This is a genomic window from Rhizobacter sp., from assembly GCA_019635355.1.
GTDB lineage: Bacteria > Pseudomonadota > Gammaproteobacteria > Burkholderiales > Burkholderiaceae_C > Rhizobacter.
On record JAHBZQ010000001.1, the window covers coordinates 942251 to 962909 of the forward strand.

The following is a 20659-nucleotide window of genomic DNA, read 5'->3' on the forward strand; positions in this document are numbered from 1 at the left end:
GGCCATTGTCGGCCAGCTGCGGAACGTCAAATGGTCTGCGTGGGCTTGGCCGACTGGATCGAGGTGCCGAGGATTTCCTCGATCTTGATCTTCAGCACCCGGGTCTTGTCGTCGGACGGGAAACGCACGCCCACGCCCTGCGTGCGGCCACCGGAGGCGTTGACCGGCGTGATCCAGGCGACCTTGCCGGCCACCGGGTAGCGCTGCGGGTCGTCGGGCAGCGAGAGCAGGAGGTAGATGTCTTCGCCGAGCTTGTACTCGCGCGTGGTGGGCACGAAGAGGCCACCGTCGGTGAAGAGCGGGATGTAGGCGGCGTAGAGCGCACCCTTCTCGCGGAACACCAGCTGGATGACGCTGGGGCGCGCACCAGCGCCAACGGGGGCATTGCCGGCGGTTCGAACGGGGGCTGAAGGCGCTTCGCTCATCGGGCCGAGTGTACCGAAGGAGGTTTCGCCGCCAAGGGGGACTTCAGCGCCTGCGCGGCCAGCAGCACGAGCGACTCCGTCATCACGGGCATATTCCACGGATGCTCGGCATGGCGCTGCGCATCGCGCAGCGTTTTCGACCAGGCCACGAGCGCCGGCAAGGCCGCGCCGGTGGGCAGCGCGGCGGTCGGGAAGTAGCGCGGCGGCGCGCCGCTGGCCAGGCACATGGCGTCGTGGCAAAGCTTCTGCAGCGCCTCGACCAGGAGCGGCAGCGGCCAGCCGGCCACGGGCGCGGCTTCGCCACCGGCCACCTGCTTGGGGAATCGCGTCCAGCTCACCGCGTCGATGCCCTCCTGCACCCAGGCCAACGCTTCGAGCGGCTGACCCCCGGCCGCCGCGAGCATCACCTCGGGCTGCGCCACCTTGTGCTGGGCCAGCCAGGCGCTGGCGACGTCGGCCGGCGGCAGGCCCAGCGCGACCGCCTGGCTGCGGCTGCGGATGGTGGGTAGCAGCGCATCGGGCGCGCCGCAGCTCAGCACGAAGCGAGCGACGCCGGGCGGCTCTTCGAGCGTCTTGAGCAGCGTGTTGGCCGAGATCGCGTTCATGCGCTCGGCCGGGTGGACCACCACCACCTTGCCTTTGCCACGCGCCGAGGTGCTCTGCGCGAAGCTCACCGCGGCGCGCACCGCCTCGACCTTGATCTCCTTGCTGGGCTTGGCTTTCGACGATTTTTCATCGTCGCCCTCGTCTCCCCCGCCCCAGCCGAGCGACTCGCGCAAGGCCTCGGGCACCAGCACCAGCAGGTCGGGGTGCGAATGCGCCTGCACGAGGTGGCAGCTGGCGCAGGTGCCGCAGGGCTTTTCAGCAGCGCCCTCGCCTTCGCACAACCAGGCTTGCGCCAGGCACAGCGACAGCTCGAACTGCCCGGTGCCCTGCGCCCCGTGCACCAGCAGCGCATGGCCGCGCTGGGTGCGCAGCGCGTCCTGCAAGGGCTTGCCGAGCCAGGGCAGCGGCAGTTGGCCGTCGGCGCCTACCACCCGCGTTGCTCCAGGTGGCCGACGACCTGCGCCCACACCTGCTCGCGCGGCAGCGAGGCGTCGATGCGGGCGAAGCGCTGCGGTGATTGCTGGCAGCGGGCGTCATAGCCGGCGCGCACCCGGTTGAAAAAGCTTTCGTCGAGCTGCTCGAAACGATCCGGCGAACGCGCCGCCGCGCGGCGCTCGGCGGCCATCGCGGCCGGCAGGTCGAACCAGATCGTGAGGTCGGGTTGCAGGCCTTGCTGCACCCAGCTTTCGAGCGTGCCGAGCACGGCGGTGTCGAAGCCGCGGCCGGCGCCCTGGTAGGCGAAGGTGGCGTCGGTGAAACGGTCGCACAACACGGTGGCGCCGCGGGCGAGCGCGGGGGCGATCACCTGCTGGAGGTGGTCACGCCGCGCGGCGAAGACGAGCAGCGCTTCGGTGAGCGCGTCCATCGGCGCATGCAGCACCAGCTCGCGCAGCTTCTCGGCGAGTGCCGTGCCGCCGGGCTCGCGCGTCATCACGACTTCGCCGCCACGTTGGCGCAGGCGCTCGGCGAGCGCCTCGATGTGGGTGGACTTGCCGGCGCCGTCGATGCCTTCGAAGGTGATGAAACGCCGTGTCATCGCTTGAGCTGGTATTGGTTGACGGCGCGATTGTGCTCGGTGAGCGACTCGCTGAAGTGGCTGGAGCCGTCGCCCTTGGCCACGAAGTACAGGGCCTTGGTCTTGTCGGGCCGCACGGTGGCGAGCAGCGAGGCGCGCCCAGGCATCGAGATCGGTGTGGGTGGCAGGCCACCGCGGGTGTAGGTGTTGTAGGGGCCGTCGGTCAGCAGGTCGACCTTGCGCAGGTTGCCGTCGAAACGCTCGCCGAGGCCGTAGATCACCGTCGGGTCGGTCTGCAGCGGCATGCCGATACGCAGGCGGTTGATGAAGACGGCGGCCACGAGCCCTCGATCTTTCGCTGCGCCGGTTTCCTTCTCGACGATGGACGCGAGCTTGAGCAGGTCGTCGGGGCTCTTGAGCGGGGTGTCGGCGCTGCGCTCGGCCCAGGCGGCGTCGAGCTGGCGTTGCATGGCGCGGTGGGCGCGCTTGAGCACGGCAAGGTCGCTCGCGCCTTTGCTGAACGCGTAGGTGTCGGGGTAGAAGCGGCCCTCGGCGCGCATGCCGGGTGCACCGATGGCGGCCATCAGATCGGCTTCGCTCAGCGCGGCGGTGGTCTGCTTGAGGTCGGGGGCCTTGGCCAGCTCGGCACGGAACTGGCGGAAGGTCCAGCCTTCGATCAGGCGCACGGTGGCCATGACCTCGTCGCCCCTGACCATCTTGTCGAGCAGCGTGCGCGGCGTGATGCCGGTGCCGACCTGGTAGCTGCCCGCGCGGATCTTGCGGGCCTGGCCCGACCAGCGAAACCATTCGTACAGCAGCCGCGCGTCGGTCTGCACGCCCGCCTGCACCCAGGCCTGGGCGGCATCGCGGGGCGAGGTCTTGGGCTCGATGGAGACTTCGATCGACGGGCTGGTGAGCGCGAGGGGCTGGTCGAGCCACCAGAAGGCAGCGCCCGCCACGGCCCCCGCCACGAGCAGCACCACGAACACCAGCGACCAGAAGAGACGCTTCAGGAACTTCACAGGCCGCCTGCCTGGCCACTGTGGCGCATCACACCTACAAGCATGAGGATCATGGCGGCTGATGATAATCGCCGCATGACGACCTCCCTCGCACTGGACGGTGCGGCGCCACTGCCGCACTGGGGCCTGATCCGCGCACACGGCGACGACGCCGCGAGCTTCCTGCACGGCCAGCTCACCAACGATTTCTCCCAGCTCGGCACCACCGAGGCACGCCTGGCCGGCTATTGCTCCGCCAAGGGCCGCCTGCTCGCGAGCTTCATCGGCTGGAAGCGCAGCGCCGACGACATCCTGCTCGCCTGCAGCGCCGACCTGCTGGCCGCCACGCAGAAGCGCCTGTCGATGTTCGTGCTGCGGTCCAAGTGCAAGCTGAGCGATGCCTCGGGCGAATGGCGCCTGCTCGGCCTCGCCGGCCCGTCGGCCGACGCCTTTCTCGGCGAAGCGGCGCCCGCGCAGGTGTGGGGCAAGAGCGTGCACGGCGGCGCTGACGTCGTGCGTCTGCCCGATGTGGACGGCACCCGGCGCTACCTGTGGGCCGCACCGCTCGACGTGCCGGCGCCTGCCCTGCCCGCCCTCGATGACGCCGCATGGCGCCTGGGTGAGGTGAAGAGCGGCGTGGCGCGCATCGAAGCCGCCACCGTCGACCAGTTCGTGCCGCAGATGCTCAATTACGAAGTGCTCGGCGGCGTCGACTTCAAGAAAGGCTGCTACCCCGGCCAGGAGGTGGTGGCACGCAGCCAGTACCGCGGCACGATCAAGCGGCGCAGCTTCCTCTTCAGCGGCCCGGCCGACCTGAAGGCCGGGCAGGAGGTCTTCCACGACGCCGACCCGTCGCAGCCGGCCGGCCTGGTGGTGAACGCCGCATCTCGGCTGGCGCTGGTCGAGCTGAAGCTGGCGGCGCTGGAAGGCGGCACGGTGCACGCGGGTGCAGCCGACGGGCCGGCCCTGATTCGTGAGGAATTGCCGTACTTGTTGCCGTCGGCCGAAACGGCCTGACACAACGCCGCGCGCCAGCGCGGCAACAGTTCACGGCGCTGCTCGGCGGAGGCGGATCGTGCGCGAGTTGTTCATCTACTATCGAGCGACACAAGAGAACGCCAGCGTCTTGCACGCCCAGGTGTCGCGCATGCAGACCGAGTTGCGCGCACGCCACCCCGGTTTGCAAGCCCGGCTGCTGCGCCGCCCACAAGCGGCAGATGGACTGCACACCTGGATGGAAACCTACTCCTCCCCCGACGGCATCAGCGACACGCTGAAGAGCGCGATCGACACGGCCGCCCAGGCCCTCGCGCCCTGGATCGAAGGCCCGCGCCACACCGAGGAGTTCGACGCATGTGCCTAGTCGCCATCGCGCTCGACCAGTCTCGGCGCTTCCCGCTCGTGATCGCGGCCAACCGCGATGAGTTCTTCCAGCGCCCGGCCGCACGCCTGGCGTGGTGGTCGCCCGGCGCCGGCCAGCCCGACATCCTCGGCGGCCGCGACCTCGAAGCCGGTGGCACCTGGCTCGGCCTCACCGCCAAAGGCCGGCTCGCCCTCATCACCAATGTGCGCGACCCCGCCAACCGCGACCCGAATGCGCCGTCGCGCGGGAGCATCGTCACGCGCTGGCTCAACGGCGACCTGACGGCCGACCGCTTCTGGATGCACACGGCGCTCTCGGGCTACAACGGCTTCAACCTCGTCGCGGCCGATTTCCGCCGCGGCGAGTGTTTCTTCGCCTCAAGCCAGGACTCGAACCCGATGCGCCTCGAGCGCGGGCTCTACGGCTTGTCGAACGCCTCGCTCGACACGCCCTGGCCCAAGGTCACGAATCTCAAGGAGCGCGTGCGCGAGTCCGTCGACGGCGCCGAGTCGCTCGACATGCTCGCCGTGGAGTTGTTCGACGCGATGAACGACCGCACCCCCGCGCCCGATGAGCAGCTGCCCATGACCGGCGTGCCGCACGAGCTGGAGAAAGCGCTGTCGCCGGCCTTCATCCGCACACCCGATGGGGCCTACGGCACCCGCAGCACCACCCTCGTCATCACCGAGCGCGTCAACAAGCGCCTCGTCACGCACGTGCTGGAGCGCAGCTACAGCCCGACCGGCGGCATGGCGCTCCTGCGCCGCTCGTCGCTCAAGGATTGGCCGCCGCGCTACACCGAAGAGGCCTCGGAGGTGCCCGCGGCGCAAGGCGTGGTGACCGAAAGCGAAGAGACGCCGGCCGAGCCGGCCCGCAAGACGCGTGTGCGCAGCCTGCTGAAGCCGGAAGGCTCGCGGCGGCGCCGGCAGCCAGCCCCAAGCGTCTGATCAGAGGGTCCGCACCATCTCGATGTGCGGGATGCCGACCTCTTCGAACATCGCACCCCGCGTGACGAACCCGGCACGCGTGTAGAAGGCCGCGGCAGACATCTGCGCGTGCAGCACCGCCTCGCGGTAGCCCTGTTCGCGCGCGGCCTTCATCAGCGCTTCCAGCACCGACTGGCCCACGCCGCTGCCGCGCATCGTCTGTGACACGGCCATGCGGCCGATCTTGGCGACGCCCGGCACATGCTCCAGCAAGCGCCCCGTGGCGAGCGGCTGGCCGAAGCGGTTGTAGGCCACGGCGTGCACACAGCCCGGGTCGGGGTCGGCCTCGTCCCACTCCATGTCTTTCGGGATGCCCTGCTCTTCGATGAACACGGTGGTGCGGATGTGGCGCGCGTCCTTGCCCAGCTCGCTCCAGCCGCCCACGCGCACGTCGACCATCGCCTTGCCGGCTTCGAAGCCTTGCAGCACTTCGCGCAGCTCCTGCGGCACGGGCTTGGAGGTCTGCGTGGCCGGGTCGGCGAACACGTAGACGAGTTCCCCCGTCACGAGCGCCTGGTCGTTGCGGAAGATGGCGCACTGGAAGATCAGCGATGAATTGCCGATGCGCGCGCAGCGCACGCCGACGTCGAGCACGTCGTCGTAGCGCGCCGAGCCCATGTACTCGAGGGTCGACTTGCGCACGAAGAGGTCGCCACCCAGATAGTCCATGGTCTCGGTGTAGGGCATCGCGAGGGCACGCCAGTAGCTGCTGACCGCCGTGTCGAAGTACATGAGGTAGTGGCCGTTGAAGACGATCTTCTGCATGTCGACCTCGACCCAGCGCACGCGCAGGCGTTCGGCGAAGCGGAATTCGTTTCTTTTCATGGTGTCAGGGCTTTCGTGAGGGCGTGGGCAGCGGCGTCGAGGGCAGCGATGGCCTCGGGCAGCGCGCGCCCCATTTTGATGAAGTCGTGCGTCACGCCGCGATAGAGCTCGAGGTCGACCGGCACGCCGGCTGCACGCAGCTTGTCGGCGTAGGCGATGCCTTCGTCGACCAGCGGGTCGCACTCGGCGAGGATGAAGCAGGCCGGCGCCACGCCTTCCGCATCGTCGGCGTTGAGCGGCGCGAAGCGCCAGTCGTCTCGGTGGGCGCGGTCAATGTAGTGGTTGAAGAACCAGTCGATCCCTTCGCCTTCGAGCAGGAAGCCGCTTTCGAACTGCTCGTGCGAGGCGGTGTCTTGATGCGCCGTGGTGCCGGGCGTGATGAGCAGTTGCAGCGCGAGCGGCAGGCCGATGTCGCGCGCATGCAGGGCCGAGACAGCGGCGAGCGTGCCACCGGCGCTGTCGCCACCCACCGCGAGCCGGGTGCCGTCGAGCCCGAGGCTTGCGCCGTGCCGCGCCAGCCAGGTCATCGCCGACCAGCTGTCTTCCACCGCGACGGGGAAGCGGTGCTCGGGCGCCAGCCGGTAGTGCAGCGCCACCACGGCCACGCCACTGCGCAACGCGAACTGGCGGCAGAGGCTGTCATGCGTTTCGAGGTTGCCGATGGTGAAGCCGCCGCCGTGCGTGTAGAGCATCACCGGCAGCACCTCGGTCGAGGGTGCATACAGGCGCGCATCGAGCGGCGTGCCGTCGGCCGCGGGGATGGTGATGTCTTCGACACGCGCGAGCGGCGCGCGGGGAAGGTCCAGCACTTCCGAGCGAAGCGTGTAGGCCTTGCGCGCGTCGCGCACCGGCAGCGAATACAGAGGCGGCACGCCGGCACGGTGGATGCGCTCGAGCAGGCCGCGCATGGTGGGGGTCAGAAGATGGCGACTCACGCGTGAGCTGTATGGGATGACCCGATGGAGCCGGGCGGAGGGCCAGAGCATACTGGCCGCTCCCTCCTCTCGCGTCCGCAGTTCCAACATGGCCTTCATCTACTACCTGACCCAGATCCAGCTCGACTTCGGCACCGTGAGCCTGCTGCCGCAGGAGTGCGAGCGCACCGGCATGAAGAAGCCGCTGGTGGTGACCGACCCCGGCATCCGTGCGGCCGGTGTGCTCGACAAGGCGCTCGCGGCCTTGGGCCAGGTGCCGCATGCGGTGTTCGACCAGACGCCGTTCAACCCCACCGAAGCGGCCGTGCGCGCGGCTGTCGAGGTCTACCGGCGCGAAGGCTGCGATGGCCTGATCGCGGTCGGTGGCGGCTCCAGCATCGACTTGGCCAAGGGCGTGGCCATCGCCGCCACGCACCCCGGCCCGCTGAAGACCTACGCCACCATCGAAGGCGGCAGCCCCAAGATCACCGAGGCCGTCGCCCCCGTGATCGCCCTGCCCACCACCGCCGGCACCGGCAGCGAGGTGGCACGCGGCGCCATCGTGATCGTCGACGACGGCCGCAAGCTCGGCTTCCACAGCTGGCACCTGCTGCCCAAGACCGCGATCTGCGACCCCGAGCTCACCCTCGGCCTGCCGCCGCTGCTCACCGCCGCCACCGGCATGGACGCCATCGCCCACTGCATGGAAACCTTCATGGCCCCGGCCGTGAACCCACCCGCCGACGGCATCTCGCTCGATGGCCTGGAGCGCGGCTGGAAGCACATCGTGCGCGCCACCGAAAACGGCGCCGACCGCGAAGCGCGCTGGAACATGATGAGCGCGAGCATGCAAGGCGCGATGGCCTTCCAGAAGGGCCTGGGCGCGGTGCACTCGCTGAGCCACAGCCTGGGTGGCGCGAACCCGAAGCTGCACCACGGCACGCTCAACGCGATGTTCCTGCCCGAGGTGGTGAAGTTCAACGCGGCGGCCGAGTCGATCCAAAAGGAGCAGCGGCTGCAACGCATGGCGCACGCCATCGGCATCGGCTCATGTGACTCAAAAGGCACCGAGCTGGCCGAAGCCCTGCGCGACCTGAACCGCCGCCTCGGCCTGCCTTCAGGCCTGCGCGCGATGGGTGTCGGCGAAGACCTCTTCGATCGCATCATCGAAGGCGCGATGAAGGATCACTGCCACAAGACCAATCCGCGCGTGGCCACCGAAGGCGAGTATCGCGAGATCATTGCCGCGTCGATGTAGCGCAAGAAAAAAGCCCGAGAGCCAACAGACTCTCGGGCCTCAACCCACTACATCAACAGCTCATCGAAGAGCTGTGTCGAAGAAGATCAGTGGAACTGCTCTTCTTCCGTCGAGCCGGTCAGCGCCTTGACCGAGGACGAACCGCCCTGGATCACGGTGGTCACGTCGTCGAAGTAACCGGCGCCCACTTCCTGCTGGTGCGACACGAAGGTGTAGCCGCGCTCGCGGGCTGCGAATTCGGGCTCTTGCACCATTTCCGTGTAGTGCTTCATGCCTTCGCCGCGGGCATAGGCATGGGCGAACTGGAACGTGTTGTACCAGTTGATGTGGATGCCGGCCAGGGTGATGAACTGGTACTTGTAGCCCAGGTCCGACAGCTTCTGCTGGAACTCGGCGATGGCCTTGTCGTCGAGGTTCTTCTTCCAGTTGAACGACGGCGAGCAGTTGTACGACAGCAGCTTGCCCGGGCACTTGGCGTGCACGGCTTGCGCGAATTCACGGGCGAAGCCGATGTCGGGCGTGCCGGTTTCGCACCACACCAGGTCGGCGTAGGGAGCGTAGGCGACACCGCGGCTGATGGCCTGCTCGAGGCCGTTCTTCACGCGGTAGAAGCCTTCTTGCGTGCGCTCGCCGGTCAGGAAGGGCTTGTCGTTCGCGTCGTGGTCGCTGGTGATCAGGTTGGCAGCTTCCGCGTCGGTACGGGCCAGCACGATGGTCGGCACGCCCATGACGTCGGCAGCGAAGCGGGCCGCGATCAGCTTCTCGCAGGCTTCTTGCGTCGGCACGAGCACCTTGCCGCCCATGTGGCCGCACTTCTTCACGGCGGCCAGCTGGTCTTCGAAGTGCACGCCAGCAGCGCCCGCGGCGATCATGTTCTTCATCAGCTCGAAGGCGTTCAGCACGCCGCCGAAACCGGCTTCCGCGTCAGCCACGATGGGCAGGAAGTAGTCGATGAATTCCTTGTGGCCCGGGCCGATGCCGCGCGACCACTGGATCTCGTCAGCACGCTTGAAGGTGTTGTTGATGCGGCGAACCATGGTCGGCACCGAGTCGTAGGCGTACAGCGACTGGTCGGGGTACATGGTTTCCGAGGTGTTGCCGTCGGCGGCGACTTGCCAGCCCGACAGGTACACGGCCTCGAGGCCAGCCTTGGCCTGCTGCATGGCTTGACCGGCGGTGATGGCACCGAACGCGTTCACGTAGCCCTTCTTGGCGCCGCCGTTGACCTTGTCCCACAGCACTTCAGCGCCGCGCTTGGCCAGCGTGTACTCGGGCTGCAGGCTGCCGCGCAGGCGCACGACGTCAGCGGCGGTGTAACCGCGCTTCACGCCCTTCCAGCGGGGGTTGGTGGCCCAATCCTTTTCAAGGGCGGCGATTTGTTGCTCACGGGTCAGGGTGGTCATGACGGACTCCAGAGGTTGAGAGAAAAACGAACGCGTCGGAAAACTGGAAGAAGGATAGCGGCGCGTCACCATAAGGGGAAGACTTATGTCTTATATAAGACACGTTGTTGAAGTGAATTAAATCAACAACTTAAGTCATTAATTTCTGTATGCGGAATCGCTTCTTTCGATACGAGAGAAATTGCGGCAGCGCAACAACTTTAACTCTCATATTGTGAAAATACGATTCCTCGATGCGGAAAAGAATGCACAACGATGATGGGGCTCAAATCGGAATCTCCGGCCTGCCTGACGGCACGGCGCGACAGTCGTAGGATCACTCGACGCCGGGCCATCGTTCATTTGCGAACCCTCCGCTCCGCCGCCCTTTGATTCAACCTACAAATCACACCCTCTGAGGAGAGCCCTCGATGAACGACCAGCTCGCCGCGTACTGGATGCCCTTCACCGCCAATCGGCAGTTCAAGCAAGCGCCGCGCCTCATCTCTCGCGCCGAGGGCATGCATTTCTGGACGCCCGAGGGCCGCCAGGTGCTCGACGGCGTGGCCGGCCTCTGGTGCGTGAACGCGGGGCATGCACGGCCGAAGATCGTGCAGGCCATCCAGGCACAAGCCGCCGAGATGGACTTTGCGCCCCCGTTCAACATGGGCCACCCCAAGCAGTTCGAATTGGCCGAGCGCCTGGTGAAGCTCACGCCGCCCGGGCTCAGCAAGGTCTTCTACACGAACTCGGGCTCCGAATCGGTCGACACCGCGCTCAAGATCGCCCTCGCCTACCACCGCGTGCGCGGTGAAGGCCAGCGCACCCGCCTCATCGGCCGCGAGCGTGGCTACCACGGGGTCAACTTCGGTGGCATCTCGGTGGGCGGCATGGTGGCCAATCGCAAGATGTTCGGCGCGATGCTCGCGGGCGTCGACCACATCCGCCACACGCACGACGCGCGCAACCTCTTCACCCGCGGCCAGCCCGAGCACGGTGCCGACCTGGCCGACGACCTGGAGCGCCTGGTTGCGCTGCACGACGCCTCGACCATCGCGGCCGTGATCGTCGAGCCCGTCGCCGGCTCCACCGGCGTGCTGATCCCGCCCAAGGGCTACCTCGAGCGGCTGCGCGCCATCTGCGACAAGCACGGCATCCTGCTGATCTTCGACGAGGTCATCACCGGCTTCGGCCGCCTCGGCTCGCCCTTCGCCGCCACGCACTTCGGCGTGACGCCCGACCTGATGACGGTGGCCAAGGGCCTCACCAACGGCTGTGTGCCGATGGGGGCCGTGTTCGCCAGCCAGAAGATCCACGATGCCTTCATGACCGGGCCCGAGCACCTGATCGAGTTCTTCCACGGCTACACCTACTCCGGCCACCCGCTCGCCTGCGCGGCCGCGCTCGGCACGCTCGACACCTACGCCGACGAAGGCCTGCTCACGCGCGGCGCCAAGGTGGCGAGCACCTTCGAGAACGCGGTGCACTCGCTGCGCGAGCACCCGAACGTAATCGACGTGCGCAACATCGGCCTCGTCGGCGGCATCGAGCTGAAGCCGATCGAGGGCCAGCCGGGCAAGCGTGCGTTCTCGGTCTTCCTCGACTGCTGGGAAAAGGGCGTGCTCATCCGCACCACCGGCGACACCATCGCGCTCTCGCCGCCGCTCATCATCGAGAACCAGCACATCGACCAGATCATCGGCACGATCTCCGATGCGTTGAAACGCGCCGCCTGACGCTCGCGTGGTGGGCTTTCTCGCCACCGACCAGGCGCTGGCCCGCGATTCGTATTACGACGCGACGGTCTCCCGCCCCACGCCGCAGCCACCGCTGCAAGGCGATCTGGCGTGCGACGTGGCCATCGTCGGCGCCGGCCTCGCGGGCCTGTCGGCCGCCATCGAGCTGGCCGAACGCGGCTACCGCGTGGCCGTGCTCGAAGCGCGCCAGGTCGGCGCAGGCGCCTCGGGCCGCAACGGCGGCCAAGCCATCGCCGGGCTCGCCTGCGACCTCTCCACCATCGAAGCGCAGCTGGGCGATGCCGACGCAAGCATGGTGTGGCAGACGACGCTCGAAGCGCTCGACCTGATCGACCAACGCCGCGCCCGTTTCGGCATCGATTGCGAATGGCAGCCCGGCTACCTGAGCCTCGCCGTCAACGCACGCAAAGGCCGGGCCCTGCAAGGCTGGTTCGACGACATGCAGCGCCGCCACGGCTACGGCGCCAAGTGGATCCCTCCGGCCGAGATGCCGCGCTGGATCGACAGCCCCCGCTTCCACAGCGGCTTCCATGACCCACGCTCGGGCCATCTCAACCCGCTCAAGTACACGCTCGGCCTCGCCCGCGCCGCCCGTGAGCTGGGCGTGCAGGTCCATGAGCAGACGCCCGTCACCCGCATCACGCCGGGCGCGACCGTGCGCCTGCACACGCCGCAGGGCGAAGTCCGAGCCGCACACGTGCTGCTTGCCGGCAACGTGTACCTGCAGGGCGTGGCACCGGCCCTCGCCCGCCGCATCATGCCGGTCGGGACCTACATCGTGGCCTCCGAGCCGCTCGATCGCGGCCTGCTGCAGCGCCTCATCCCCAGCCGGTCCGCGGTGTGCGACACCAACTTCGTGCTCGACTACTTCCGCCCCACGGCCGACCACCGCATGCTCTACGGCGGCCGGGTCAGCTACAGCACCGCCACGCCGGCCAACCTGGCCGCCAGCATGCAGCAGCGCATGGCGCAGAGCTTCCCGCAGCTCGCCGGCGCGCGGGTGAGCCACGCCTGGGGCGGCTTCGTCGACATCACGATGAACCGCGCGCCCGATTTCGGGCGGCTGCACCCCAACGTGTACTACCTGCAAGGCTTCTCGGGGCACGGCGTGGCCCTCACCGGGTTGGCAGGCCGGCTCGTCGCCGAATCCATCGCCGGCCAGGCCGAACGTTTCGACGTCTACGCGCGCCTCAAGCACCGCCCTTTCCCCGGGGGGCGCTGGCTGCGCACCCCGGCGCTCGTGCTCGGCATGGCGTACTACCGGCTGCGCGATCTGTTGTGACGAAGCCCATGCAACGCGCTTGCCGCAGTTGACTTCGCGCCGCAGCCGGGCAAACTGGTTGCAACCACATGGTCAACAGCAAGCCCAGTGCAAACCGGCCAAGAACCGGCATGCAGCAAGCCCAATGAGCGCCCTTCCCGCTTCCGCGCCAGCCCGCAAGCCTGCGGTCCTGGTTCCCGCCTGCAACCGCATGGTGGGTCAACACCCCTTCCACATCGCTGGCAAGAAGTACATCGACGCGATCCGGCTCGCCGGTTGCCTGCCGTTGATCGTGCCCTTCGTGCAATCGGACGAACTCGACGAGCTGCTCGACCATGCCGACGGCGTGCTGCTCACCGGCTCGCCGTCGAACGTGCACCCCAGCCACTTCGGCGAAGACGTGTACGACCCGAGCCTCCCGCTCGACCAGGAGCGCGACGCCTGGACGCTGCCGATGATCCCGCGCGCCCTGGCCCGCGGCATCCCGCTCTTCGCCATCTGCCGCGGTTTCCAGGAGGCCAACGTCGCGCTCGGCGGCAGCCTCTACCAGGCCGTGCAGGAAGTGCCGGGCCAGCGAGACCACCGCGGCATCACCGACAAGACACCCGAAGAGCAATACGACTTCGCGCACGAGGTGATCGTCGAAGCCGGGGGCGCGCTGGAGACCATCGTCGGCACGCGCGAATTCAAGGTCAACACTGCGCACGGCCAGGGCGTGAAACAACTCGCGCCCGGCCTGCGCGTCGAGGCTCGCGCACCTGACGGGCTGGTCGAAGCCTTCTCGATGAACAACGCCCCGGGCTTCAACCTCTGCGTGCAGTGGCACCCCGAGTGGAAGGCCGCGAGCAACCCCATTTCCGTTCGCCTCTTCACCGCCTTCGGCGACGCCTGCCGCGCGTATCGAGATCGCCACAGGCAACCTGACCCGGACCGGTAGTTCAGCCCACGAGGCGACTCCCGCCGGTGCTGCCCGCCGGCGAACCGATCCGAAACAGGTGCCCTCATGGTGGACAAGAACAACTTCAGCTTCAGCGACCTCGAACAGTGGCTCAACGACCGCCGCGTGACCGAGATCGAGTGCCTCGTGCCTGACCTCACCGGCGTGGCGCGCGGCAAGATCCTGCCGCGCGAGAAATTCACCGAAGACCGCGGCATGCGGTTGCCCGAGGCCATCGTCGCCATCGGCGTGACGGGTGAGTTCCCCGACGAAGGCCCGTACTACGACGTCATCCACGCGACCGACCGCGACATGCACCTGCGCCCCGACCCGAGCACGGTGCGCATCGTGCCCTGGGCGGTGGACCCGACCGCGCAGGTGATCCACGACTGCTTCGACCGCGACGGCAACATGATTCCCTACGCCCCGCGCTCGGTGCTGCGCCGCATCTGCGACCTCTACGCGGCCGAAGGCTGGAACCCGGTGGTCGCGCCCGAGCTGGAGTTCTACCTCGTCGAGCGCAACTCCGACCCCAACACCCCGCTGCGCCCACCCAAGGGCCGCAGCGGCCGGGCCGAGACCTCGCGCCAGGCCTATTCCATCGACGCGGTGAACGAGTTCGACCCGCTCTTCGAAGACATCTACGCCTACTGCGAGCAGATGGAGCTCAACGTCGACACGCTCATCCACGAGGTGGGTGCCGGCCAGATGGAGATCAACTTCTTCCACGACCACCCGCTCGGCCTGGCCGACGAGGTGTTCTTCTTCAAGCGCACCATCCGCGAGACGGCGCTGCGCCACGAGATGTATGCCACCTTCATGGCCAAGCCGATGGCCAACGAGCCCGGCAGCGCGATGCACGTGCACCAGAGCGTGGTGCACTCGGGCAGCGGGCAGAACATCTTCAGCAACCCCGACGGCACCCCGAGCAAGGAGTTCTACTGGTACATCGGCGGCCTGCAGAAGTACACGCCGGCCGCGATGGCGCTCTTCGCACCCTACGTCAACTCGTACCGCCGGCTCGCACGCTCGATGTCGGCCCCGATCAACATCCAGTGGGGCACAGACAACCGCACGGTCGGCATTCGCTCGCCGGTGGCCACGCCGTCCGCACGCCGCATCGAGAACCGCGTGATCGGCGCCGACGCCAACCCCTACGTCGCGCTGGCCGCCACGCTCGCCTGCGGCTACCTCGGCATGAAGAACCGCATCGAGCCCTCGCCCGAATGCAAGGGCGACGCCTACCTGTCCGAATACCAGCTGCCGCGATCGCTGAGCGAAGCACTCGGCTGGCTCAGCGACGAGAAAGACCTCCACGACGTGCTCGGCAAGGAGTTCATCACCGTCTACTCCGAGATCAAGGAGATCGAGCACGACGAGTTCATGAAGGTGATCTCGCCCTGGGAGCGCGAACACCTGCTGCTGCACGTCTGAGGCCAACACCATGACCACCAGAACCACGAAAGACTGGCAGGCCGCCGACGCCTCGCACTACCTCCACCCCTTCACCGACTTCAAGTCGCTGGCGGGCAAGGGCTCGCGCATCATCACCCGCGCCGACAACATCTACTTGTGGGACAGCGAAGGCCACAAGATCCTCGACGCGATGTCGGGCCTGTGGTGCGTGAACGTCGGCTACGGCCGCCGCGAGCTGATCGATGCCGCGACGAAGCAGCTCGAGACCCTGCCCTTCTACAACTCCTTCTTCCAGACCACCACGCCGCCGGCGATCGAGCTGGCCGAGCTGCTGGCCCAGGTGACGCCGCCGCAGTTCAAGCACGTGTTCTTCAGCGGCTCGGGCTCGGAAGGCAACGACACCATCGTGCGCATGGTGCGCCGCTATTGGGACCTGAAAGGCCAGCCCGAGCGCCACGTCATCATCAGCCGCCACAACGCGTACCACGGCTCCACGATGGCCGGCGCCTCGCTGGGCGGCATGAGTGGCATGCACGAACAAGGCGGCTTGCCCATTCCCGGCATCGTGCACATCGAGCAGCCGTTCTGGTACGAGAGCGATCGCAGCCTGAGCCGCGACGAATTTGGCCTCAAGGCCGCCCGAGCCCTGGAAGCCAAGATCCAGGAGATCGGTGCCGATAAGGTGGCCGCCTTCATCGGTGAACCAGTCCAAGGCGCCGGTGGCGTGATCGTGCCGCCCGCCACCTACTGGCCCGAGATCCAGCGCATCTGCGACAAGCACGGCATCCTGCTCGTGTCCGATGAGGTCATCACCGGCTTCGGCCGCACCGGCCAGTGGTTCGGCTGCGAGACCTTCGGCTACAAGCCCGACCTCATGACCTTCGCCAAGGGCGTGACCTCCGGCTACATCCCGCTCGGCGGTGTGATGGTGGGCGAGCGTGTGGCCAAGGTGCTCATCGAAGAAGGTGGCGAGTTCAACCACGGCTACACCTACTCCGGTCACCCCGTGGCCTGCGCGGTGGGCATTGCCAACATCCGGCTGATCCAGCGCGAGGGCCTGGTCGAGCGTGTGCGCACCGAGATCGGGCCCTACCTCGCCGAGAAGTTCGCCTCACTCGCCGAGCACCCGCTCGTGGGCGAAGTGCAGACCTGCGGAATGATGGGCGCACTGCAGCTCGTGAAAGACAAGGCCTCGGGCGAGATGTTCGACGGCAAGCTCGAAGTCGGCATGGTCTGCCGGGCGCATTGCTTCGGCAACGGGCTCATCATGCGCGCCGTCGGCGACCGCATGATCGTCGCGCCACCGCTCGTGATGACCAAGGCGCAGATCGACGAGATGGCCGGCCTGATCCGCAAGTGTCTCGATCTGACGCAGCAGGAACTGCGACAACGCGGGTGGTGGTGACCCAGACGACAACACGTGGCACGGGGTTTGCCTCTAGAGCCCCCTGTCGGCGCGCTGCCTAGACTCGCGCAGCGAAGAATCCCAACATCAAGGAGAGAGCGATGAAGCGATTGGCAGGTGTGGTGGGTGCGGTGATGGCGACAACGGCCCTGATGTGGGGCACGGCGGCCACGGCGCAGGAGGAAGAAAAAGTCCTCAACATCTACAACTGGTCCGATTACATCGCCGAAGACACGATTCGCAACTTCGAAAAAGAGACCGGCATCAAGGTCCGCTACGACAACTTCGACAACAACGAGATCGTCCACGCCAAGCTGGTGGCGGGCAAGACCGGCTACGACATCGTCGTGCCCTCGTCGCACTGGGCCAAGCTGCAGATCGACGGCGGCCTCTTGCGCAAGATCGACCGCAGCCTGATCCCCAACTACAAGAACCTCGACGCCGACGTGCAGGCGCAGCTCGCCAAGCTCGACCCGGGCAACCAGTACATGGTCAACTGGCTGTGGGGCTACACCACGGTGGGCATCAACGTCGACAAGGTGAAGGCCGCACTCGGCAGCACGCCGATGCCCGACAACGCGTGGGACCTGGTCTTCAAGCCCGAGTACATCAGCAAGCTCAAGAGCTGCGGCGTCTCGTTCCTCGACTCGCCCACCGAAGTGGTGCCGGCCGCCCTCTACTACCTGGGCAAGCCCGCCTACAGCAAGAACACGGCCGACTACCAGGCCGCGGCCAATTTGCTCAAGACCATCCGCCCCTACGTCACGCTCTTCAGCTCGTCGGGCTACATCAACGACATGGCCAGCGGCTCCATCTGCCTGGCGCTCGGCTGGTCGGGCGACATCAACATCGCCCGCCAGCGCGCCATCGACGGCAAGACCGGCCAGAAGGTCGAAGCCCTGCTGCCCAAGACCGGCGGCCTGCTCTTCTTCGACGTGATGGTGATCCCGAACGACGCCGCCCACCCCGGCAACGCGCACAAGTTCATCAACTACATCCTGAAGCCCGAGGTGCACGCGTCGCTCACCAACAAGGTGTTCTACGCCAACCCCAACAAGGAATCGAAGAAGTTCGTGAAGCCCGAGGTGGCCAACAACCCGACGGTGTTCCCGCCTGAGTCGGAGATGAAGAAGATGTCGGCGCCCGACGCGATCGCCAACGATCTGCGGCGCCTGATGACGCGCACCTACACCTCGTTCAAGACCGGCCTCTGATTCCTTCGGAGGCCCGCATGGCTTTCCTGCAGATCGAGCAGGTGGTGAAGGACTTTGACGGCGTCAAGGCCGTCAATGACGTCAGCCTCGACATCGAGAAAGGCGAGATCTTCGCGCTGCTCGGCTCCTCGGGCTGCGGCAAGACGACGCTCTTGCGCATGCTCGCGGGCTTCGAGACGCCCACCACCGGCAAGATCATCCTCAACGGGCAGTCCCTTTCGGGACTCGCGCCCTATGAGCGCCCGCTGAACATGATGTTCCAGAGCTACGCGCTCTTCCCGCACCTCACCGTCTGGGACAACATCGCCTTCGGCCTGAAACGCGACGGCCTGCCCAAAGACCAGGTCGCCGCGCAGGTCGAAGACATGTTGAAGCTCGTGCAGCTCGGCAAGTACGCCAAGCGCAAGCCGCACCAGCTCTCGGGCGGCCAGCAACAACGTGTGGCGCTGGCCCGCAGCCTCGCCAAGAAGCCGCAGCTGCTGCTGCTCGACGAGCCGCTCGGCGCGCTCGACAAGAAGCTGCGGGAAGAAACCCAGATCGAACTCGTCAACATCATCCACAACGTGGGCGTGACCTGCGTGATGGTCACCCACGACCAGGAAGAGGCCATGACCATGGCCACCCGCATCGGCATCATGAGCGAGGGCCGCCTGTTGCAGGTCGGCGCACCGGAAGAGGTTTACGAGACACCTGCGACCCGCTTCGTGGCCGACTTCATCGGCAACGTGAACCTGATGGACGGCACGCTCACCGTCGACGAGCCCGACCACGTCGTCATCACCTGCGAGGGCTGCAGCCACTACGTCGGCCACGGCATCACCGGCACCGTGGGCATGCCGGTCACGGTGGCGCTGCGGCCCGAGAAGATCCGGCTCGACGCCACGCCGCCTGTTGGCCCTCACGGCCCGCACAACCAGCTGCAAGGCACGGTGAAGGACATGTCGTACTTCGGCAGCTACACCGTCTACCACCTGCTGCTTGCGAACGGCCAGCTGCTCAAGGTCAGCGAGAGCAACACCGAGCGCCACTGCGACCTGCCCATCGCGCGGGGCGACAGCGTGTGGGCGCACTGGTCACCCACCGCCCAAGTGGTGCTCACCGCATGAAGCTCGCGACGCGCCTGCATGCACTGGCGCGGGGCCGCAGCGCGGTCATCGGCCTGCCCTACCTGTGGCTGCTGGTCTTCTTCCTGCTGCCCTTCCTGGTGGTGATGAAGATCAGCGTCTCGGAGATGGAGGCCGTCCACTTCAAGGACCTCATCACCTTCAAGGACGGCACGCTGCAGTTCGCCATCCAGCTGCGCAATTACCTCTTCATCGCCGAAGACGCGCTCTACTTCAAGACCTACCTCGCAAGCCTCAAGTACGCGGGCGTCGCCACGCTGGTGTGCCTCGCGATCGGCTACCCCTTCGCCTACTTCATGGCACGGGCCAAGCCCACTTTGCAGCCCGCCTTGCTGATGCTGGTGATGCTGCCCTTCTGGACGTCGCTGCTGCTGCGCGTCTACGCCTGGAAGGGGCTCTTGAGCGAACACGGCTGGGCGCACCAGCTCATCACCGGCCTCGGGCTCGACCATCCGCTGGCCGCGCTCGGCATCATCCAGACGCCCGGCCTCCTGCTGCACACACCGTTCTCGCTGGTGCTCGGCATGGTCTACACCTACCTGCCCTTCATGGTGCTGCCGCTCTACGCCAACCTCGCCAAGATGGACCTGCGCCTGCTCGAAGCGGCGGCCGATCTCGGGGCCACGGCCTGGGTGGCGTTCTGGAAGGTCACGGTGCCGCTCTCCAAGGCCGGCATCATCGCCGGCAGCATGCTCGTCTTCATCCCCTGCGTGGGCGAGCTCGTGGTGCCCGAACTGCTCGGCGGCCCGCAGACGCTGATGATCGGCCGCGTGATGTGGGACGAAATGTTCAGCAACAACGACTGGCCGATGGCCTCGGCGGTCGCCGTGGTGATGGTGCTGCTCATCATCGTGCCGCTGGCGCTCTTCAGCAAATACCAGGCTGAAGCGCAGGAGGCGCGGCGATGAACGGGCTGCAGAAATGGTTTGGCCGCGGTTGGCTCTCTGCGGGCTACCTCTTCCTCTACCTGCCGATCGCCGCGCTCGTCATCTATTCGTTCAACGACTCGCCCGTGCCCAACGTCTGGCGTGGCTTCACGCTGAACTGGTATGCCCAGCTCGCCGACGACCGCGAGCTGCTCGCCGGCTTCTGGCTCTCGCTCAAGATCGCCTTCTTCACCGCCTGTGGCTCGGTGGTGCTGGGCACGCTCGCGGCCTTTGCACTCGTCAAATACAAGCGCTTCTTCGGCCGCACGCTCTTCACCGGCATGGTGAGCGCGCCGCTGGTGATGCCCGAGGTGATCATCGGCCTGTCGCTGCTGCTCACGCTCGTGTCGGTGCAGCGCATGATCGGCGTGCCCGAGCGCGGGATGCTCACCATCTGGATCGGCCACATGCTGCTCGGCATGGCCTATGCCACCGTCGTGATCCAGGCCCGCCTGCAAGACCTCAACCCGCAACTCGAAGAAGCCGCGATGGACCTCGGCGCCCGCCCGGCGCAGGTGTTCATGCTGGTCACACTGCCGATGATTGCGCAGTCGCTGCTGTCGGCCTGGCTGCTCACCTTCACGCTCTCGCTCGACGACGTGGTGGTCTCCGCCTTCCTCTCGGGGCCCGGCGCCACCACCATGCCGCAGGTCATCTTCTCGCGCGCCCGCCTGGGCCTGAGCCCGAGCATCAACGCCGTGGCCACGCTGATCGTGCTTTTCGTGGCCATCGGCGTGGCGTTCGCCAGCCTCGTGATTGCCCGCCGCGAGCGCCAGCGGCAGCGCGAGATGGCCGAAGCCTACCGATCCTGACGACGACACCACACTGCAGCCACTAGGAGAGA

At 67.1% G+C, this 20659-nt stretch carries 20 protein-coding genes; 13 read left to right on the forward strand and 7 right to left on the reverse strand.

Annotated elements, in window-relative coordinates; genetic code table 11:
- Nucleotides 1–26: 26 nt before the first annotated feature.
- The 4 genes from KF892_04180 to mltG are packed head-to-tail and all read right to left on the reverse strand — an operon-like array spanning nt 27 to nt 3068.
- Complete coding sequence (locus KF892_04180; GenBank protein MBX3624191.1) at nt 27–425, reverse strand: PilZ domain-containing protein; 399 nt, start codon at nt 423–425, stop codon at nt 27–29.
- A complete protein-coding gene (locus tag KF892_04185) occupies nt 422–1462 on the reverse strand; it encodes a DNA polymerase III subunit delta' (protein MBX3624192.1) in 1041 nt (346 codons plus the stop codon). Before KF892_04185 ends, KF892_04180 begins: the two co-directional genes overlap by 4 nt.
- Nucleotides 1456–2067 (reverse strand): dTMP kinase, encoded by a 612-nt coding sequence (locus KF892_04190; GenBank protein MBX3624193.1) that lies wholly within the window; start codon nt 2065–2067, stop codon nt 1456–1458. Before KF892_04190 ends, KF892_04185 begins: the two co-directional genes overlap by 7 nt.
- Complete coding sequence (mltG, locus tag KF892_04195; protein MBX3624194.1) at nt 2064–3068, reverse strand: endolytic transglycosylase MltG; 1005 nt, start codon at nt 3066–3068, stop codon at nt 2064–2066. The genes KF892_04190 and mltG overlap by 4 nt, the downstream gene beginning before the upstream one ends.
- Before the next feature lie 75 nt (nt 3069–3143).
- Here mltG and KF892_04200 point away from each other — a divergent pair, with 75 nt between their 5' ends.
- The 3 genes from KF892_04200 to KF892_04210 are packed head-to-tail and all read left to right on the forward strand — an operon-like array spanning nt 3144 to nt 5357.
- Complete coding sequence (locus tag KF892_04200; GenBank protein ID MBX3624195.1) at nt 3144–4064, forward strand: folate-binding protein YgfZ; 921 nt, start codon at nt 3144–3146, stop codon at nt 4062–4064.
- 58 nt (nt 4065–4122) lie between these two features.
- Nucleotides 4123–4410: a DUF4936 family protein gene (locus tag KF892_04205; protein MBX3624196.1), complete on the forward strand. Its 288-nt coding sequence runs from the start codon at nt 4123–4125 to the stop codon at nt 4408–4410.
- Nucleotides 4401–5357, forward strand: coding sequence for an NRDE family protein (locus tag KF892_04210; GenBank protein ID MBX3624197.1), 957 nt, complete (start codon nt 4401–4403; stop codon nt 5355–5357). Before KF892_04205 ends, KF892_04210 begins: the two co-directional genes overlap by 10 nt.
- Here KF892_04210 and KF892_04215 read toward each other — a convergent pair whose 3' ends face one another.
- Together KF892_04215 and KF892_04220 are read right to left on the reverse strand one after the other, a co-directional pair.
- Complete coding sequence (locus KF892_04215; GenBank protein MBX3624198.1) at nt 5358–6221, reverse strand: YbgC/FadM family acyl-CoA thioesterase; 864 nt, start codon at nt 6219–6221, stop codon at nt 5358–5360.
- Complete coding sequence (locus KF892_04220; protein MBX3624199.1) at nt 6218–7129, reverse strand: alpha/beta hydrolase; 912 nt, start codon at nt 7127–7129, stop codon at nt 6218–6220. Before KF892_04220 ends, KF892_04215 begins: the two co-directional genes overlap by 4 nt.
- Before the next feature lie 115 nt (nt 7130–7244).
- Here KF892_04220 and KF892_04225 point away from each other — a divergent pair, with 115 nt between their 5' ends.
- On the forward strand, nt 7245–8393 hold the full coding sequence (locus KF892_04225; protein ID MBX3624200.1) for an iron-containing alcohol dehydrogenase: 1149 nt from the start codon (nt 7245–7247) through the stop codon (nt 8391–8393).
- 86 nt (nt 8394–8479) lie between these two features.
- On the opposite strand, the gene aceA is transcribed toward KF892_04225, so the two are convergent.
- Nucleotides 8480–9796 (reverse strand): isocitrate lyase, encoded by a 1317-nt coding sequence (aceA, locus tag KF892_04230; protein ID MBX3624201.1) that lies wholly within the window; start codon nt 9794–9796, stop codon nt 8480–8482.
- A gap of 410 nt (nt 9797–10206) precedes the next feature.
- Here aceA and KF892_04235 point away from each other — a divergent pair, with 410 nt between their 5' ends.
- From KF892_04235 to KF892_04275, 9 genes are all read left to right on the forward strand, one after another.
- On the forward strand, nt 10207–11511 hold the full coding sequence (locus KF892_04235) for an aspartate aminotransferase family protein (GenBank protein MBX3624202.1): 1305 nt from the start codon (nt 10207–10209) through the stop codon (nt 11509–11511).
- 10 nt (nt 11512–11521) lie between these two features.
- On the forward strand, nt 11522–12814 hold the full coding sequence (locus KF892_04240; GenBank protein MBX3624203.1) for an FAD-binding oxidoreductase: 1293 nt from the start codon (nt 11522–11524) through the stop codon (nt 12812–12814).
- Between the two features lie 124 nt (nt 12815–12938).
- Complete coding sequence (locus tag KF892_04245; protein ID MBX3624204.1) at nt 12939–13730, forward strand: gamma-glutamyl-gamma-aminobutyrate hydrolase family protein; 792 nt, start codon at nt 12939–12941, stop codon at nt 13728–13730.
- A 66-nt stretch (nt 13731–13796) separates the two neighbouring features.
- The gene (locus KF892_04250) at nt 13797–15164 is read left to right on the forward strand and encodes a glutamine synthetase (GenBank protein MBX3624205.1); all 1368 of its coding nucleotides are present in this window, start codon (nt 13797–13799) and stop codon (nt 15162–15164) included.
- 10 nt (nt 15165–15174) lie between these two features.
- The gene (locus tag KF892_04255) at nt 15175–16551 is read left to right on the forward strand and encodes an aspartate aminotransferase family protein (protein MBX3624206.1); all 1377 of its coding nucleotides are present in this window, start codon (nt 15175–15177) and stop codon (nt 16549–16551) included.
- Nucleotides 16552–16652: 101 nt separating this feature from the next.
- Complete coding sequence (locus KF892_04260; GenBank protein MBX3624207.1) at nt 16653–17765, forward strand: polyamine ABC transporter substrate-binding protein; 1113 nt, start codon at nt 16653–16655, stop codon at nt 17763–17765.
- Between the two features lie 17 nt (nt 17766–17782).
- The gene (locus KF892_04265; GenBank protein MBX3624208.1) at nt 17783–18871 is read left to right on the forward strand and encodes an ABC transporter ATP-binding protein; all 1089 of its coding nucleotides are present in this window, start codon (nt 17783–17785) and stop codon (nt 18869–18871) included.
- Nucleotides 18868–19797, forward strand: a complete 930-nt coding sequence (locus tag KF892_04270; GenBank protein MBX3624209.1) for an ABC transporter permease subunit — start codon at nt 18868–18870, stop codon at nt 19795–19797. The genes KF892_04265 and KF892_04270 overlap by 4 nt, the downstream gene beginning before the upstream one ends.
- Nucleotides 19794–20627, forward strand: coding sequence for an ABC transporter permease (locus tag KF892_04275; protein MBX3624210.1), 834 nt, complete (start codon nt 19794–19796; stop codon nt 20625–20627). Before KF892_04270 ends, KF892_04275 begins: the two co-directional genes overlap by 4 nt.
- Nucleotides 20628–20659: the final 32 nt, after the last annotated feature.